13 protein-coding genes are annotated in these 15856 nt (G+C 72.3%); 4 read left to right on the forward strand and 9 right to left on the reverse strand.

The features are described from left to right. Position 1 precedes the first annotated feature (1 nt). Together ACXET9_RS15370 and ACXET9_RS15375 are read left to right on the forward strand one after the other, a co-directional pair. Entirely contained in the window at positions 2 to 664 is a 663-nt protein-coding gene (locus tag ACXET9_RS15370; RefSeq protein ID WP_457887560.1) for a hypothetical protein, read from the forward strand. Then, positions 661 to 2727 (forward strand): acetyltransferase, encoded by a 2067-nt coding sequence (locus ACXET9_RS15375; RefSeq protein WP_457887561.1) that lies wholly within the window; start codon positions 661 to 663, stop codon positions 2725 to 2727. Before ACXET9_RS15370 ends, ACXET9_RS15375 begins: the two co-directional genes overlap by 4 nt. Positions 2728 to 2811: 84 nt before the next feature. Here ACXET9_RS15375 and ACXET9_RS15380 read toward each other — a convergent pair whose 3' ends face one another. From ACXET9_RS15380 to ACXET9_RS15395, 4 genes are read right to left on the reverse strand one after another with little or no spacing between them, the layout of a single operon-like run. Next, positions 2812 to 5259, reverse strand: a complete 2448-nt coding sequence (locus tag ACXET9_RS15380; RefSeq protein ID WP_457887562.1) for a TIM-barrel domain-containing protein — start codon at positions 5257 to 5259, stop codon at positions 2812 to 2814. Positions 5260 to 5267: 8 nt separating this feature from the next. Then, on the reverse strand, positions 5268 to 6086 hold the full coding sequence (locus ACXET9_RS15385) for a carbohydrate ABC transporter permease (RefSeq protein ID WP_457887563.1): 819 nt from the start codon (positions 6084 to 6086) through the stop codon (positions 5268 to 5270). Between the two features lie 2 nt (positions 6087 to 6088). Beyond that, positions 6089 to 7066, reverse strand: coding sequence for a carbohydrate ABC transporter permease (locus ACXET9_RS15390; protein ID WP_457887564.1), 978 nt, complete (start codon positions 7064 to 7066; stop codon positions 6089 to 6091). A gap of 44 nt (positions 7067 to 7110) precedes the next feature. After that, the gene (locus ACXET9_RS15395) at positions 7111 to 8487 is read right to left on the reverse strand and encodes an ABC transporter substrate-binding protein (RefSeq protein ID WP_457887565.1); all 1377 of its coding nucleotides are present in this window, start codon (positions 8485 to 8487) and stop codon (positions 7111 to 7113) included. 150 nt (positions 8488 to 8637) lie between these two features. Between ACXET9_RS15395 and ACXET9_RS15400 the strand changes: the two genes are divergently transcribed. Both ACXET9_RS15400 and ACXET9_RS15405 read left to right on the forward strand, forming a co-directional pair. Beyond that, positions 8638 to 9651 (forward strand): LacI family DNA-binding transcriptional regulator, encoded by a 1014-nt coding sequence (locus tag ACXET9_RS15400; RefSeq protein WP_457887566.1) that lies wholly within the window; start codon positions 8638 to 8640, stop codon positions 9649 to 9651. Between the two features lie 43 nt (positions 9652 to 9694). Further along, positions 9695 to 10141, forward strand: coding sequence for a cytidine deaminase family protein (locus tag ACXET9_RS15405; protein WP_457887567.1), 447 nt, complete (start codon positions 9695 to 9697; stop codon positions 10139 to 10141). 167 nt (positions 10142 to 10308) lie between these two features. On the opposite strand, the gene ACXET9_RS15410 is transcribed toward ACXET9_RS15405, so the two are convergent. The 5 genes from ACXET9_RS15410 to ACXET9_RS15430 all read right to left on the reverse strand — a co-directional run bounded on the left by ACXET9_RS15410 (position 10309) and on the right by ACXET9_RS15430 (position 15776). Further along, positions 10309 to 12096, reverse strand: coding sequence for a helicase (locus tag ACXET9_RS15410; protein ID WP_457887568.1), 1788 nt, complete (start codon positions 12094 to 12096; stop codon positions 10309 to 10311). A gap of 108 nt (positions 12097 to 12204) precedes the next feature. Further along, the gene (locus tag ACXET9_RS15415; protein ID WP_457887569.1) at positions 12205 to 12861 is read right to left on the reverse strand and encodes an OmpA family protein; all 657 of its coding nucleotides are present in this window, start codon (positions 12859 to 12861) and stop codon (positions 12205 to 12207) included. Beyond that, a complete protein-coding gene (locus ACXET9_RS15420; protein ID WP_457887570.1) occupies positions 12858 to 13595 on the reverse strand; it encodes a hypothetical protein in 738 nt (245 codons plus the stop codon). The genes ACXET9_RS15415 and ACXET9_RS15420 overlap by 4 nt, the downstream gene beginning before the upstream one ends. A 151-nt stretch (positions 13596 to 13746) precedes the next feature. Beyond that, positions 13747 to 15057 (reverse strand): serine/threonine-protein kinase, encoded by a 1311-nt coding sequence (locus ACXET9_RS15425; protein WP_457887571.1) that lies wholly within the window; start codon positions 15055 to 15057, stop codon positions 13747 to 13749. Then, positions 15057 to 15776: an RNA polymerase sigma factor gene (locus ACXET9_RS15430; protein WP_457887572.1), complete on the reverse strand. Its 720-nt coding sequence runs from the start codon at positions 15774 to 15776 to the stop codon at positions 15057 to 15059. Before ACXET9_RS15430 ends, ACXET9_RS15425 begins: the two co-directional genes overlap by 1 nt. Positions 15777 to 15856 lie beyond the last annotated feature (80 nt).

A 15856-nucleotide genomic window follows, 5' to 3' on the forward strand; every position in this document is an offset into this window, starting at 1 on the left:
CGTGGCACCCGTCCTGCGCTTCGAGGACCTCCTGGCGATCGCCCGCACCGTCGGCATCGCCCTCGAGGAGGCTCCGCCGGAGGACGCGAACCTCTACGTGATCGTCGATGACCAGGACGTCGATCTGTACGTCGGGAAGGCGGCGAGCGTGCGTCGGCATGCCGAGGAGAAGCGGTTCTCGAACCTCGACCACACGCGCGAGATCCTCTCCGGGTTCGTCGCGCTGTGGCGGGAGAACAGCGCGCGCAGCCGCGGCCTCTCCTATGATCCGGCCGCCTTCGATCCGACGGCGGCGCTCGCGATCATCGCGCGCGAGGGCTGGGGCGGCGGCGCCTGCGACGGCCTGGGCGAGCGCCACCGCATCGCGCAGGCGCCCACCGTCGAGGAGGTCGAGAAGGTCCTCGTGCGGATCCACATCCGCGCCGGACGCCTGATCGGGAACTCGCAGTTCGGCTCGCAGTGGGAGAGCCCCATCGGCTCCTACACCGACACCCTCGCGGCCCTCGCCGTCGACGCCGCCCGGACCGCGGGCATCCTCCCGACGCTCTCGCCCCTCCCGCCGCCGTCCGGCGAGCCGGCGGGTCCGGCTGTCCCCGTGGTCCCGCCTGTTCCCACGGACGGCCGGCAGGAGGCCGGCGAACGTTCCCCTAGCCTGGGGCTATGACCGTCCTGCTCGCCCTCGACCTCGGCACCTCGCGTGCGAAGGCCGCGCTGATCGACCTCGAGGGGCGGGCGCTCGCCACCGCGGGCGCCGCCTATCCGACCCGCACGACGCCCGACGGCGGCCGCGAGCAGGACCCCGAGGACTGGGTCCGCGCCGCCCGGGCCGCGATCGCGGGCGTCCTCCCGTCGTCGGCCGACGTGGCGGCGCTGTGCCTCACGGGCCAGATGCAGGACCTCGTCCTCGAGGGCGAGGGCGGCGCCGTGCATCCGGCGATCCTCTACTCGGACCTCCGCGCCGCGGACGAGGCGCGCGCGATCCGCGCGCGGCTCGCCCGCGACGGCGAGGACTGGGACGCGATCGCCGGGAACCTGCAGGACGCGAGCAGCTGCGCGGCCATGCACCGGCGGCTCGCGCGCATCCTCCCGGCCGCGGTCGCGGCCGCACGCGGCATCGTCTTCGGGCCCGCCGGCCACCTCGCGCATGTGCTCGGCGCGGGCCGGCACTGCGATCCGACGACTGCCGCCGCGACCGGCCTCCTCGACGCCCGCACCCGATCCTGGTCTGCCGCTGTCGCCCGCGCCGCGGGCATCGACCTCGCGCTCCTGCCGCACCTGACCCGCGGTCCCGGGGAGATCATCGGGCGCACCGGCGCCGACGCCCGCGCGCTCCTCGGCCTCGCCGCCGGGGTGCCGATCGTGCTGGCCCCGGGCGATGCGGGCGCCGCCGCCCTCGGCGTGACCGGCCTCGGCCCCGGCCGCGACCACGCCTCCCTCGGCACCAGCGGCTGGATCGCGAGCATCCGCGCGGTCGACGCGTCCGCGCTCGATGGCGGGGTCGCGTCCGCGGACCCTGCGACGCATCGGCTCGCGCTCGCCGACGGCGCCGAGCTGCGGATCTCCGCCGTCCTCGCCGCCGGTGCGGCCGCCGACTGGGCCCGCTCCGCCTATCTCGGCGGGGCCGACGCCGCCGAGGCCGACCGCCTCCTCGCCGCCCGCGAGCGGGAGCACGGACGCGGTCCGACGGGCCTGATCGCGCTGCCCTCGCTCGGCGGTGAACGGTTCCCCGTCCGCGACGACGCCCTCCGCGGCGCCGTCCTCGGGCTCCACGCTACGACTCGGCCGATCGACCTCTACGCCGGCATGCTCGAAGGCGTGGCCTTCGCGCTCTCGCACGGGATCGCGTCGGCCGACGGGGTCCTGCCCGTCGTCGGCGGGGGAGCGGCCTCCGCGCCCTGGCGGCGGATCCTCGCCGACGTCACCGGCCGGCCCGTGCTCGCGATCGGGGCGGCGGAATCTGCCGGGGCCGGCTCGGCGGCGTCGGAGGCCGACGGCGAGGCGCCGGGCGCGACCCTGCAGGCCGACGGCGAGGTGCCCGACGCGACCCTGCTGGGCGCGGCGCTCGCGGCGGCCGAGGCCCTCGGCCTCGAGCACGCCATCGCCCCGCTCGCGGCGCGCGGCGGAGAGATCGTGCAGCCGGATCCCGCGGCGGCCGCGGCCTATGCGCAGCTGCGACCGGCGCATCGCGCGCTCTATGCGGCGGCGCAGATCCTCCCGGCGTCGTCGGAGGCCGCTCGTGCTGAGGCGTCGGCTGCCGCGGGTCCTGAGACGTCGGCCATGAGCATCCGCCCCTCCGTCGGAGCGGCCGAGCATCCGGAGCTCGTGCGGATCTGGCGCGGCGCCGTCGACGCGACCCACGAATTCCTCGCCGCGCAGGATCGCGACGAGATCGAGAGCCGGCTCGCCGCCGACTACCTCCCGGCGGTCGACCTCTGGGTCGCCGAGCGCGGCGGCCGTCCCGTGGGCTTCGCCGGGGTCGTCGGCGACGGACTGGAGATGCTGTTCGTCGCGGCCGACGAACGGGGCACCGGCGTCGGCACCGCCCTGCTCACCCATGCGGTCGACGAGCTCGGCGTCGTCTCGGTCGACGTCAACGAGCAGAACGCGCAGGCCGCCGGCTTCTACGCCGCACGCGGCTTCGAGGTCGTCGGCCGCAGCGAGACCGACGACGCGGGCCGCCCCTACCCGCTGCTCCATCTGAGGCTCGGCGGTCGCGGCGCGAGGTGACGCTGCGCGAGGCGAAGGCGGCGCGGTGGTGGTGCGAGGCGGCCCGTCGGGACGGACCGCCTCGCACCCCTCGAACCCCGCGCATCACTCGGCCGCGAGGATCTCCGTGATCGCCGAGATCAGGGCGGGGGAGGCGATGTCATACGCGGGGGTCCGCGGTGCATGCCCCTCGGGAGCGGACCCGATGGCGCTGAGCGCGGCGAGCGCGCTGCCGCCGTCTCGTCGGACCGCGTCGAAGACCCGCTCCTTGAGCGCGAAACCGATCTGAGCGTTGTTCAGCAGCCGCTCGACGCGGGCCGCGGCATCGTCGGCCCTGGTCTCCGCATCCGTCCCGACGGTCGCGAAGCCGACGGAGCGGAGCTCCACGGTTTCTCCCGCGCTCGGTCGACCGAGCTCGACCAGCACATCATGGCCGTCCTCGGTGATCAGCGGCTGCGCGTCGTCGAACGCGATCTCGAGATCCTCGAAGGCCGCCGGATCGAAGCCGCGGAACCGCAGGCTGAGCTGCCGATCGTCGCCGAGCGCTCCGCCGAGGTCCTCGACGCGGAAGGTGCCCGCGGCGGTGTCCAGGGCGAACCGCAGACCCGTCCAGCGGTCCTCCTCGGGCTCCTCCCGGAGGATGAGCTCGCCGTCGGCGCCGGCCGCCACCTGGACCTCCAGGGGCGGCCGACGGTCGTCGACCCGCGGTCCCGTCGTCGGCTGCGCGAGAGGCAGGATGCCGCCGGCCTTCAGCAGCACCGGGATCGAGGCGAGATCGCGGTGCATCCGCAGCGTGCGACCGCCGCGATAGGCGAGGCCGGTCATGATGTCCAGCCACCGTCCCTCCGGGAGGCGGACGTCGACGGCGCCGAGCCCGGTGCCCGGATCGGCCGGAGCGGTGATCGGGGCGACGAGGAGCTCCGAGCCGAAGGAGTACTGGTCCAGGTGCCGGTACGCCTCCGGGGCCGGGTCCACGAAGTACGTCGGCTCGACGAGCGGACGGCCCTCCTCATGGGCGCGCCGGTTCATGGAGTGGAGATAGGGGAGGAGCTCGTGGCGAAGGCGCAGATGCCGGACCATGCTCTCCCGGGCCGCCGCTCCGAAGCGCCAGGGCTCCTTCCCGGTGAACCGGGAGTCGCTCGAGTGCAGGCGCATGATCGGCGAGAACACCCCGAACTGCACCCAGCGCGCGGCGAGCTCGTCATCGCGATACCCCTCCATATGGCCGCCGATGTCGTGGCTCCACCAGCCGTACCCGATGTTCGCCCCGGCGGCGGTGAACCGCGGCTGGAAGGCGAGGGATTCCCAGGTGGTGATCGTGTCGCCGGAGAAGCCGATCGGGTAGCGGTGCGAGCCAGGCCCCGCATACCGGGAGAACGTCAGCGGCCGTCGGCCGTCGCGGGCGCTGTCCACGAAATGCCCGTGGTTGAGCACCCAGAGGGGATCGAGGCCGGGACGGCGGGAGTACGGGCCGGACTGCCAGTCGATCCACCAGAAGTCGGTGCCGAGCTCCTCGAGCCCCCGGTGGAGGACGCGGAAGTAGGCGTCCATGAACGCGGGGTCCGCGGCATCGAAGACGATCGGATCGCCATCGGGCTCGCGGCCGAGCGCGGCGCACATCGCGGGATAGGCCTCCTCGAAGGCGCGCACCCCGTCCGCGGGATGCACGTTGAGGCTGACGGCGAGACCGCGGTCGTGCAGCTCCTGCTGGAAGCGCGCCGGATCGGGGAAGAGCTCCCGGTTCCACGTGTACCCGGTCCAGCCGGAGCCGAAGGCGGGATCCACGTCCGTCAGATGCCAGTCCATGTCGATCACGGCGACCGACAGCGGGATCCCCTCGGCGCGGAAGCGATCCATGAGCGCGAGATAGGACTGCTCGTCGTACCGGTGGAAGCGGCTCCACCAGTTGCCGAGCGCGAAGCGCGGCAGCAGCGGCTGCGGACCGCTGAGGGCGTGGAAGTCCGCGAGGGCGCCGACATGGTCGTGGCCGGCGGTGAACAGGTACAGGTCCAGCGCGCCGGGCTCCGGATCACGGGGCTGCAGCCGCCCCTCGGCGTCGAACACCATGGACGCCGAATCGTCGATCAGGGCGTACCCGTAGACGGAGCTGATGCCGGGATCGAGGGGGACGGGCCCGTCGGCCTCGTCGAGGGTCCGGGCCGCCCCGCCGAGGTTCCCGTCCAGGACGCGCACGTCCTCGCCGCGGCGCCGGCCCTCGCGGTGCGCCGGCAGGGACAGGTCCTGCCCGTAGCGCCACACCGAGTGGTAGGCCGAGACCGACCCCGTGACCTGCACCTGCAGGCCATCGGCACGGAACGGGCCCTCGTCGTACTCGAGCCGGTAATGATCCGAGACGACGACCAGCCGGCCGCCCTCCCGGGAGACCCGCACCGGCTGCATGGGGAGCTCGCGCTCGACGACGAAGGTGGAGGGACGGTCCTCGAAGCGGCCCGAGGGCGACCATTCGAGGCGGACGACGCGCGGGGCGACGGGGGAGATGCGGTAGCGATCGCCGCGGATCGTGCCGTCCGCGGAGAGGAGGGAATCGGTCATGTACGGGGTCACCCCTTCACAGCAGCGCTCGCCGCACCGGCGATGAAGCGCTTCTGGAAGATCAGATAGACGGCGAGGACGGGGACGATCGACAGGGTCGTGGCGGCGAAGAGGCCGCCGTAGTCCGTGGAGTAGCGACCGCTGAAGGTGGTCAGGCCGACGGCCAGGACCTGCAGCGAGTCGTCGTCGATCATGAGGTAGGGCCAGAGGTAGTCCTCCCACACCCACAGGAACTGGAAGATCGCGAGGGCGCTGATCGAGTTCGTGCTCATCGGCAGCACGATGCGATGGAAGATGTACAGCTCGGAGGCACCGTCCATGCGGGCGGCCTCGAGCACCTCGTCGGGGATCGCATCCATCGACTGCTTCATCATGAAGATCCCGAAGCCGCTGAAGACCGCCGGGATGATGAGGGAGGCCCAGGAGTTCTTGAGGCCGACCTCGGCGAAGATCGTGTAGCGGGGGATGATCGTGACGGCCCAGGGGATCATCATCGTCGAGAGGATGAATCCGAACAGGAGGCCGCGGCCGCGGAAGACGTACTTCCCGAGGACGAACCCGGCCAGCACGCTCGTGTAGATCGAGATCGTCGTGATGACGACGGCCAGGACGACGGAGTTCCCGAACAGCCGGAGGAAGTCGAAGTTCTCCTGGATGGAGAGGAAGTTGTCGAGCGTCCATTCCTGCGGGAGGAGGGTCTGGTCGAGCGCCCGGATCTCGCTGTTGGGCTTGAACGCGCTCAGCAGCATCCAGACGAACGGGAAGACCGTGATCACGCCGATGATCAGCAGTCCGGCGTGGAGGGCGGTGGAGGTCAGGCGTCGCATGGTCAGGCGTCCTCTCCTCGGGCGTCGGCCGATCGCGGCGTGCGCGCCCTCCGCGGGGCGCTGGAGGCGGGGCGGCGGATGCGCATCCCGGTGGCGGCGAAGGAGAGCATCGTGAGCAGGGCCGTCACGACGAACAGCGAGAACGCGACGGCCGATGCGTAGCCGAAGTTGTACTTCACGAACGCCTCGTCATAGATCAGGTAGGAGAGCAGGAACGTCGAGTAGCCGGGTCCGCCGGCGGTCAGGACGAGCACCTGGATGAACGACTGCAGATAGGAGATCAGCGAGGTGATGACCACGAAGATCGTCATCGGCCGCAGCAGGGGGAAGGTGATGAGGCGGAAGCGCTGCCAGGCGCTGGCGCCGTCGACCTGGGCGGCCTCCATGACGTCCTCCGGCAGCGAGTACAGGCCGGCGAGGAAGAGGATGACGGCGTAGCCGAAGTCCTTCCAGATCGTCATCGCCATGATCGCGGGCAGCGCGAAGGTCGTGTCGAAGAGCCAGTTGACGTCGAGGCCGAAGATCGTGTTGATGGCGCCGATCTGCGGGTCGTACATCATCTTCCAGACGTACGCGACGGCCACCAGGGGCGTCACCGTGGGCATGTAGAACAGCGCCCGGAAGAAGGTCTTGAAGCGCGTCGCCTTCGAGAAGATCGCGATCGCCAGGGCGAGGCCGAGGACGACGCGGGCGACGATGACGACCACGCCGAAGAGCGTGGTGTTGGTGATGGATCGCAGCAGACGGGGGTCCTGCAGCATCCGGACGTAGTTGTCGATGCCGACGGGGTCGTAGACGCCGCTGAGCGGGTTCCAGTCGTGGAAGCTGCCGGCGAAGGCGATGATCACCGGGATCACCAGGAGCAGCAGGTTGAAGAGGATGATCGCGAGGACCACGGTGTTGCGGATCGAGGCCTCGCCCTTGTAGACGATCCTCCTCCGGCGGCGGGCGCGCGGGATGGAAGCGGTGGTGGTGTGCATGGCTCCTCCGCGGGGCCCGGCACGTGCCGGGCCCCGCGACCAGATCAGTGGGAGGGCTGGTAGAACTCGTACTTGTCCTCGACGGCGGTGAAGTCGAGGGAGGCCAGATCGGTCTCGATCGTGGCCTGCGCGGCGGCGATCGCGTCCGCCGGGGCGACGCCGTTGTAGAGGATGTCCTCCCACATGGCGGTGGAGCTGTTCTCGAAGGTCGCCGGGATCGGGCCGGGCCAGATGTAGCGCTCGAGATCGGAGGCCAGGGAGGACAGCTGCGGGTCCGCGATGATCTCGCTGTCCTCGGCGAGGGGCCCGTACATCGGGAACACGTGGTAGTTCAGGCAGAGCTGCTTGAGGTTCTCCTGGCTGGTCAGGAAGAACGCCAGGAAGTCCTGCGCGACGGCCTTGGCCGCGTCGTCGGCGCCCTTGTTGATGCCGATCGTGGACTCGCCGTTGTAGCGGTCGCGCGCATAGGGCGCGGTGCCGGCCTCGGGGACGGGCGTCGGGAAGGTGGCGTAGGGCAGATCCGGGAAGTCCGCGGCGAGGGTCCCGCCGAGGTGCGTCCAGGAGTAGACCATCGCCGACTGCCCCTGGCCGAAGGAGTCGCCCGCGGCGGTCCCGAAGTCCTTGGAGCCGACGCGGTCCTCGTCGTAGAGGCCCTGGAAGCGGGAGACGACCTCGGCCATGGCGTCGGTGTCGAAGGTGGGGGTCGTCTGGTCGTCGGCGAAGAGGTTCTGGCCGAGCTGGTACGGCAGGCCCGGCGAGAAGGCGCTGAACTGGCCGTTGATGTTGAACCCGGCCTGCGTGAACGAGTCGCCGTCGGCGATCGTCAGCTTCTTGGCGACCTCCCGCAGCTCGTCCCAGGTGGTGGGGATGTCGGCATCGGTGAGCCCGGCGGCGGCCCACATGTCGGTGTTGTAGTAGATGACCCCGGACATGAGCCCGTAGTCGACGTAGTAGACCTTCCCGTCGATCACGTGGGCGTCGACCGCCGTGTAGTCGGCCGCGAGGGCGTCGAGGTCGACGCCGTAGGGCTCGAGGTACGGGAAGAGGTTCTCGTGGTAGCTGTTGTGGATGTTGAACAGGGCGGGGTTGCCGCTGTCCTTCAGCGCCAGGGGCAGCTTCGTCCAGTAGTCCTCCCACGGCTGCTTCACGATCGTGATCTCGACGTTGGTGTGGATCGCCGTGTATGCGTCGGCGAAGGCGCCGAAGATGTCGTCGCCGTCCCACAGCCACCATTCGAGGCTGATCGGCTCGCCGTCGTTGACCAGGTGGTTCGGGTCGTAGGTGAGGGTCTCGCCCTGGACGGGGTGACCGCTGGGGGCGGTCTCGAGCTTCTCCGGGCCGCTCGAGGAGCAGGCGGAGAGGCCTGCCGCGCCGAGGAGCCCGAGGGCTGTGGAGGACAGGAGGGAGCGTCGGCTGAACATGGTCCACCATCCTTGCTAGGTGTTCAGAGTCGATCGGGAGGGGTGTGCGGCTGGCCTGCCACATCAGTGTGGTTTAGCGCTAAACGTCGGATACAGTAGCGCAGGCCGGCGCGGACGGCAAGAGTCGGGTTCGATGCGGGGGAGAGGGATATGACGACGCTGGCGGACGTGGCCAAGGAGGCCGGGGTGAGCATGATGACGGTGTCGAACGTGCTCGCCGGGCGGACCAAGAAGGTCAGCGAGAAGACGGCGCAGCGGGTGCGCGAGGCCGTCGAGGCCACGGGCTATGTCCCCAGCGGCGCGGCTCGTGCGCTGTCGCGACGGCGCTCACGGATCGTCGCGCTGGTCGTCCAGGGCGACGGCAGCGCCATGACCTCCACCCACGACGCGCGCTACGTCGGGGAGCTCGCCCGCATCCTGCAGGTTCGCGGCTACGTCTCCATGCTGATCCCCGCCGCCGACCTCCGCGCCACCGCGGCCAGCCTGCGCTCATGGAACGTCGAGGGCGCGATCGTCATCAACACCCTCGGCACCGAGATCGAGAGGCTCCTCGACGCGCACGACGTGCCGATGCTGTTCTCCGACAACTACTCCGATGCCGACGGCGCGCTCACCGTCTGCGCCGACGACGTCACCGGCGGGCGACTCGCCGCCGAGCACCTCATCCGGCACGGCCACCGCGACGCCCTCTTCCTCGGGCCGCTGCGGGGGGTCGTCAGCGTCGACGACGAGCGCTGGCGCGGCTTCCGCACCGCCTTCGAGGACGCCGGGCTCCCCGCGCCCCGCACCTCCATCGCGATCTCGGAGACCACCGTCGCCGCCGGCTTCGAGGTCGCCGCTCAGGTGGTGGCCCTCGAGCCGCGGCCCACTGCCGTCTTCTGCGCGGCCGACGATCTCGCCGCCGGCCTCCTGCGCGGGCTCGTCGCCGCGGGCGTGCGAGTTCCCGAGGACATCTCCGTCATCGGCTTCGACGGCTTCGACATCGCCCAGGTCACCCGCCCTACGCTGACGACGATCGGCCAGGATATGACGTCCAAGGCGGAGCAGAGCGTGGACCTCCTCCTCGCTGCGCTCGACGACGGCGTCCAGGCCGCCGCAGCGAAGCATCCCGAGCCGATCCCGGTGCGGCTCATCGACGGGGAGTCCGTGGCGGATAGGTTGTGAGCGCTGCGGGAGGAGCCCGCCGCGCCGCGAGGAAGGACCCCGCATGACGCCCGCCGAGATGCCCGCCATCCCGCCCGCCGACGCGCCCCGCCTCTCCGATGCCGAGCTCATCGCCCGGGCCGCATCGGCCCTGAACCCGCAGCAGCGGGACGGCGAGTGGATCGCCGACGTCGGCGCCGCCGTGGAGTCGGCCGACGGGCGCGTGTTCACGGGCGCCTGCCTCGGCGGCTACCTGTCGGTGTGCGCGGAGATGGGGGCGCTCAGCCAGATGGTCTCCGTCACCGGGCCGACGATCTCGCGCATCGTCGCGGTCTGGCGGAACCCCGAGGACCGCTCCCTGCACGTGCTCCCGCCGTGCGGACGCTGCCGCGAGTTCCTGCGGACCATCTCGCAGGCCAACCTCGAGGCCACGGTGATCCTCGGCCCCGGGCACACCGCGACCCTGAGGGAGCTGCTGCCGTACCCGGGATGGCACGCCGAAGCGCTGTGAGCGGGGCGCTGCGGAGCACTGAGAGAAGTGCTTCGAGCAGGGCGCCGGTGCGACGCATGGATGCCTCTGGGGAGTTCCCCGAACGTTTCGTGTGAAACATCGGTCGTGCTCCGCCCGTCGGCGACGGGTGCGCTGGACGCTCGCTGACAGCGCCCGTCGGCCCCGCCCTACCCCTCCGTGAGCGCCGCCGACGGCAGCCAGTCGGCGCCGAGCAGGCGGGCGACGTCGGCGAGACCGGCGGTGTCCCCGCCGACGGTGTCGGAGGCGGCGGCGATCCGCTCGACCATCACCTTGGAGATCTGCTCCTCGACGGTGCCCTGCGCGTAGGCGATGTGCCAGGGGGAGACCTGGTGGTCGCGGTGGGTGCGGCCGGTGACCTGGCGTCCGGCGATGCCCGAGAAGCGGGCCTGATGGAACACGCCGACGCGCGGCTCCGTGCTCGCCCGTCGGCCGCCCGACGAACCGGCGCCCGACGAGCCGGCGTCGGCCCGCGCGGCGCCCGTCGGCCCCGCGCCAGCGAGGGTCTCGCCGGCGTGGAGGCTGATGGAGGCGACCGCGGTGAACACGCACACGCGCGCCTGCCCGGTCTGGAACTTCAGCCGTTCGGCCTCGACGTCGAAGCGGCCCTGCCCGTAGATCGTCGCGACCTCGAGGCCGGCATCCCGCAGACGCTCCGTGATCGGCTCGGCGGCGGTCCCCACGAACTCGACGGAGCAGGCGACCTGGCGCTCCGCCTCGACCTGCTGGGCGATCCACGCGACCGTCGAATCGACCCTGATCAGGCCCGCCTTCTGCCGGAACCGCAGGAGCGCGGCGCGGCCCTTGGCGGTGCTGCGTCCGCGGCGGGCCACGTCCATCTCGCGGCAGAACTCGCCCCATTCGGCCTCATAGGCGGAGCGCTCGGCGGGAGTCAGGGTCACGGGCATCCCGGAGATCGGCACCGGGCCCCAGGGGGCGGCGCGGTGGAGCATCGCGGGCGGTGCGGCGTCGGCGAGCCAGCCGCGGACGCGGGAGAGGTCGGCGGAGCGCCGGGTCGCGTCCGACGTCCAGGTCGCGCCGTAGCGGCCGCGCTCGATCCCGATCCCGTGCTCCTCGAGGGCGCGCGCGAAGGTCGTCGCGGGATCCTTCGCCGTGGCCCAGCGGGAGATCGGCTCGTCATGCGCCTGCGCGTAGGCGGGGGCGAGATACGGCAGCTCGAGCGGGGTGTGCCCGGGCGTCGCCGTCGTCGCGATGACGAAGGGCGCCTTCTCGTGCGCCCGCGCGTGCCCGGAGAGCCTCGCCCACCGCGTCCAGCGCTTCGTGGTGGTGCGGCGCAGCGCATGGGCCTCGTCGGCGATGATCACGTCCCACTCGTGATCGAGCACCTTCTCCAGACGGTCCCAGGTGATCACCACCCATTCCAGGCCGCTGTCCCCGAGCGCCGTGATCGTCCGGCACCAGTGGCCGATGGTGATCGCGGCGGGACGGTCGGCGACCACCAGCACCCGCCGGGCGCCCCGCAGGTCGCCGGCCGCGCTCGCGCCCAGCACCGCCGAGATCGTCTTGCCGACGCCCGGCTCGTCGGCCAGCAGGAACAGGCGCCCGCCGGCGGCGGCATGCGCGGCGATCGCGTCGGCCGCCTCGTACTGGTGCTGACGCGGCTCGAGCTCCTCCGACGGCTCCGGGATCGCGGCCGGAGAGCCGGGATTGTGGAGGTTCTCGAGGAAGCGGCCGAGCGTGTGCGGGCCGGGCGCGTAGGGGACCAGATGCTCCGGCAGCTCGCGGCCGACGTGCACATGCATCCGCACCGCCGGATGCCAGCTCGCGCCCTCGACCTGCGTCCCGTAGGGCACGTCGAGGATCCGCAGCCGTTCGCCCGGGCCGACGAGCGGCAGCTCCGGCGGCGCCTGCCGTCCGCTCCTGCGGGAGGAGGATCCGCCGCGCCGACGGGTGCTGGTGCGTCGACGGATGGCCATCCGGCGAGGGTATCGAGGATCCGCCGACGAACCGGGACGGCTCGCCCGCGCCGGCCGACGTCGCACCCGTCGCTGACGGGCGCGCCGCGGGCGATGGGCGCGCCGCCGTCAGTCCCCGTACCGCAGTTCGACGCGGCGGTTGGCCGCGAGAGTCGAGGGAACGTCGGCGCTCTCGGGGACCGCGAGCTGCTCGCTGCCGTACCCCGTCACCTCCAGGGTGAGGTCGGGACGCTCGGCGGCCAGGGCGTCGGCGACGGCCTGCGCGCGGTGCTCGGAGAGCTCGCGATTGTCGAAGTCGTAGCGCGAACGGTCCACGGGCAGGGAGTCGGTGTGCCCTCCCACCTGCACGGTCGCCCTCTCGGGGATCGCCGCGGCGAGCTCGGCGATCCGGTCCGCGGCGCCGTCGGACAGGTCCCAGGCGTTGGAGGAGAACAGGATGTCGGCCTCGAGCACGATGACCTCGTCCTCGGCCGGCTCCGCGCTGCCCAGCACCGTGACCGACGCGGCGGGATCGTAGACGGTGATGGAATCGGCCGGGTCGTAGACGGTGATCGACTTGTCGATGACCTCCTGCGTGATCTCGAAGGGCTGCTCGGGCGGACCCTCCGCCTCGCCGTCGGCCAGGGCGGGCGACGCGGTCAGCACGAGCATCAGCAGCGCGGAGGAGCCGGCGAGCAGACGGCCGACGGCGGAGGCGCGGCGATCGGCAGGGACGCGGCGGTCGGCGAGGGTGCGGCGGGCGCGGACGGTGCGGAGCACGGTCATCCCTCCTCTCCGGCGGACTCGATCGGGACGTCCTCGAAGGTGGCGCCCGCGGGCAGGGCCACGTCGACCACGTCGATCTCGTCCACGGGTGCGGCGAAGTTCGCCCAGTACGCCTGGGTCTCGCCCGAGGCGAGCTCGATCTCGCCCTGGGGGCTGTTCCAGACGCCCTCCGTGTCCCAAGTGCCGGTGGTCCTGAGGATGTCGTAGCGGGTGAGGTGCGCACGGTCGACGAGCGAGGGCGAGACGACGGCGTGGTTCCCGCCGTGCAGCTGCCAGAGCGTGTAAGCGCCGTCCCCGGTGAACTCCGGGGTGAAGGTGAGCAGCAGCTCCATCGACTCGCCGCGCAGGCGCAGGTGGTGCAGGCCCACCGTCATCGTCCCGTCGACCTCGCCGGAGGGCAGGGCGTAGCTGACGGTCGCGACCGCGTCGGCCGGATCGATCGTCTCCGCGGACTCCATCTGCCCGGAGGCGTCGCCCGAGGCATTGGTGCCGTCGGAGTTCGCCGAGCTGTCGGTGTCCTGGGACTGGCCGCCGGCGTCGGAGGCGGGCTGCGTCGCCTCGTCGCTGGGCCCGTCCGTCGTCCCGCCGGCGGCGGTCGGCTCATCGAACTCGGCGCCGCCGAGGGAGGCGCAGGCCGAGAGCGACAGAGCGGCGAGCGAGCCCAGGGCCAGCAGGGCCCCGCGGCGGGTGGGATCGACGGATCGGGGGGATGCGGGGGAGCGGGGGATGGTCATGGTCGTTCTCCTCCTCGTGAGCACCGTCGGCGCGGGCTGCGGGGACGGGGCGGGGATGTGCGGTCACCTGTCTGTCGCGGGCGGACGCCGATCGGTTGCATCGGATCTCGAGGATTTCTCCGAGCGCGCCGCCCGTCGGCCCGGACGGCGGTCACTCGATCACCCGTACGGTGCGCCGGGCCTCGAGGTCGCGGCCGTCGGCGGTGCGGGCGCGCAGCACAATCTCCGCGGTGCCGGCACCGGAGGCGGTCAGCGTCACCTCCTCGACATCCAGGCGGTGGGAGCCGCTCGGCAGCGTCCACACCCAGGACTCGACGCCCGCCGTCTCGGCGGTGAACACCGCCTCCTCGCCGACCTGCACCTGCTCGGGCCCGTCGATCGCGAGCGACGCATCGCCGACGGCCGACGGCACTCGTCCGCCGAGCCCCAGCACGCTGCCGACCCCGAGCCCCGCGAGGAGCACGAGGACCAGCGCCACGACGAGCAGCGCACGACGACGCACCCGGTGGGGCGCGGCGGGGGCGTCCGATGAGTCCGGGGCGGCCGACGAGCCCGGTGTGCTCGACGCGGTTCCGGCGGCGCTTTCGGCATCCGCCGTGGTCAGGGCCGCCTCGACCTCGGCGAGCCAGGTCGTCGCATCCGGCTGACGGTCCGCCGGATCCTCCTGCAGCCCGCGCTCGAGCGCACGATGCAGCGCAGCAGGCTGCACGCTGTCCCGGATCAGCCAGTCGACCAGGGCGGACATCGCCCAGATATCCGCACGGACATCGATCACCGAGGGACGCGACTGCTCCGGCGGACGGAAGCCGTCGGTGCCCCCGGCGACCGTAAGCCCCGAGCTCAGCGCCAGGTCCTTGCACATCCCGAGATCCGCGACCAGCAGGCGCTCGCCGGGAGCGATGACCGACGACGGTGCGGCGGATGCTGCGGCCGACGGTGCAGCCGGCGCCGTCGATCCGGCGACCATCGGCGACGGCGACGGCGACGGCGACGGAGCCGGAGATGCAGCCGGAGTCTCGCCGTCGCCGGTGAGGAGCAGGTTGCCGGGGGAGAGGTCGCGGTGGACGAGGCGGCTGCCGTGCACGGCGGAGACCGCGGCCGCGAGCGGACGGGCCAGCGCCAGCACGTCGGCCGACGTGGCGCGCCACCCGCCGGCGCGCAGCGACTCGACGCGCCCCTGCAGGGTGCCGCGGTCGGCGAGCTCGAGCACGAGATAGGGCTGCTGGTGGTCGTTCTCGCCGATGTCGTGGACGGCGACCGCATGGCGTCCGCCGACGCGGCGCAGGCTGCGGCCCTCGGTGATGAACCGTTCGCGGATCTCGGGGTTCAGACTGTGGTTCTCGGCGAGGATCTTCACCGCGACGTCGGCGTCCAGCTGCACATCGCGCGCCCGGTGCACCGTCGCGAAGGAGCCCGCGCCGATCACCTCGAGCAGCCGGTAGCGGCGGCCGGCGTCCGCCATCAGCGCGCCCCGGGGGCGTCGGGGGCGGCGGGGGCGAGGCGTCCGGCGAGCATGGCGCGGCCGCGGCTGACCTGCGACTTCACGGTGCCCTCGGCGCGGCCCAGACGCTCGGCGATCTCCGCGTAGGGGAGCTGTTCGAGGTCGCGGAGCAGCACGGGTACCCGATAGAGCTCGGGGAGGTCCGCGAGCAGGTGCTGCACGCTGACGCGGTCGGCGATCATCGAGCTCATCCGCACCGCGGGACGATGCTTCTCCTCGAGCTCGACGCTCGTGCGTCGGCCGCGCAGATGGTCCGCGACGCGTCGTCGGACGATGGTGTGCACCCACGTGGTGACCTTCGAGCGGCCGTCGAAGCGGTGGATCGACTCGGCGATCGAGATGAGCGAGTCCTGGGCGACGTCCTCGACGGCGTCGGGATCCAGCAGGGCGGCCCCGGTGAAGCGCTGCACGACCCCTGTCGCATCCAGCACCTCGATGAAGAGCTCGAGCGCGGCGGCGTCGGCGCTGTCGGGATCGGCGGTGCCGGTGGTGGAGGTGGTGCCGGTGGCGGCGACGGTGCGGGCGGCGAGGACGGCGAGGGTCTCATCGATGCGGCCGTCATCGAGAGCGGCGTGGGCGGCCTGCCGTGCGGCGTCGATCCTGCCCGCGCGCAGAAGCTCTCCCAGCTCATCGCCCTCGTGCGCCGCGGTCCCCGGCGGCGGCGTCGACTCCGTCCCCATGGCCGCGACCCTATCGCGGCAGAACGGCCGACGACCGGCGGTCGCGGATCGATCGTCGCGGATCGATAGTCGTGGATCGG

This window comes from Brachybacterium netajii (SeqCode) (genome assembly GCF_054114245.1).

Excerpts from the sequence above, each read along its gene's own strand:
- ACXET9_RS15390 (WP_457887564.1), bottom strand. The coding sequence starts at position 7,066 with ATGCACACCACCACCGCTTCCATCCCGCGCGCCCGCCGCCGGAGGAGG.
- ACXET9_RS15375 (WP_457887561.1), top strand. The coding sequence starts at position 661 with ATGACCGTCCTGCTCGCCCTCGACCTCGGCACCTCGCGTGCGAAGGCC.
- ACXET9_RS15380 (WP_457887562.1), bottom strand. The coding sequence starts at position 5,259 with ATGACCGATTCCCTCCTCTCCGCGGACGGCACGATCCGCGGCGATCGC.
- ACXET9_RS15385 (WP_457887563.1), bottom strand. The coding sequence starts at position 6,086 with ATGCGACGCCTGACCTCCACCGCCCTCCACGCCGGACTGCTGATCATC.
- ACXET9_RS15425 (WP_457887571.1), bottom strand. The coding sequence starts at position 15,057 with ATGGCGGACGCCGGCCGCCGCTACCGGCTGCTCGAGGTGATCGGCGCG.
- ACXET9_RS15395 (WP_457887565.1), bottom strand. The coding sequence starts at position 8,487 with ATGTTCAGCCGACGCTCCCTCCTGTCCTCCACAGCCCTCGGGCTCCTC.
- ACXET9_RS15405 (WP_457887567.1), top strand. The coding sequence starts at position 9,695 with ATGACGCCCGCCGAGATGCCCGCCATCCCGCCCGCCGACGCGCCCCGC.
- ACXET9_RS15400 (WP_457887566.1), top strand. The coding sequence starts at position 8,638 with ATGACGACGCTGGCGGACGTGGCCAAGGAGGCCGGGGTGAGCATGATG.
- ACXET9_RS15410 (WP_457887568.1), bottom strand. The coding sequence starts at position 12,096 with ATGGCCATCCGTCGACGCACCAGCACCCGTCGGCGCGGCGGATCCTCC.
- ACXET9_RS15430 (WP_457887572.1), bottom strand. The coding sequence starts at position 15,776 with ATGGGGACGGAGTCGACGCCGCCGCCGGGGACCGCGGCGCACGAGGGC.
- ACXET9_RS15420 (WP_457887570.1), bottom strand. The coding sequence starts at position 13,595 with ATGACCATCCCCCGCTCCCCCGCATCCCCCCGATCCGTCGATCCCACC.
- ACXET9_RS15415 (WP_457887569.1), bottom strand. The coding sequence starts at position 12,861 with ATGACCGTGCTCCGCACCGTCCGCGCCCGCCGCACCCTCGCCGACCGC.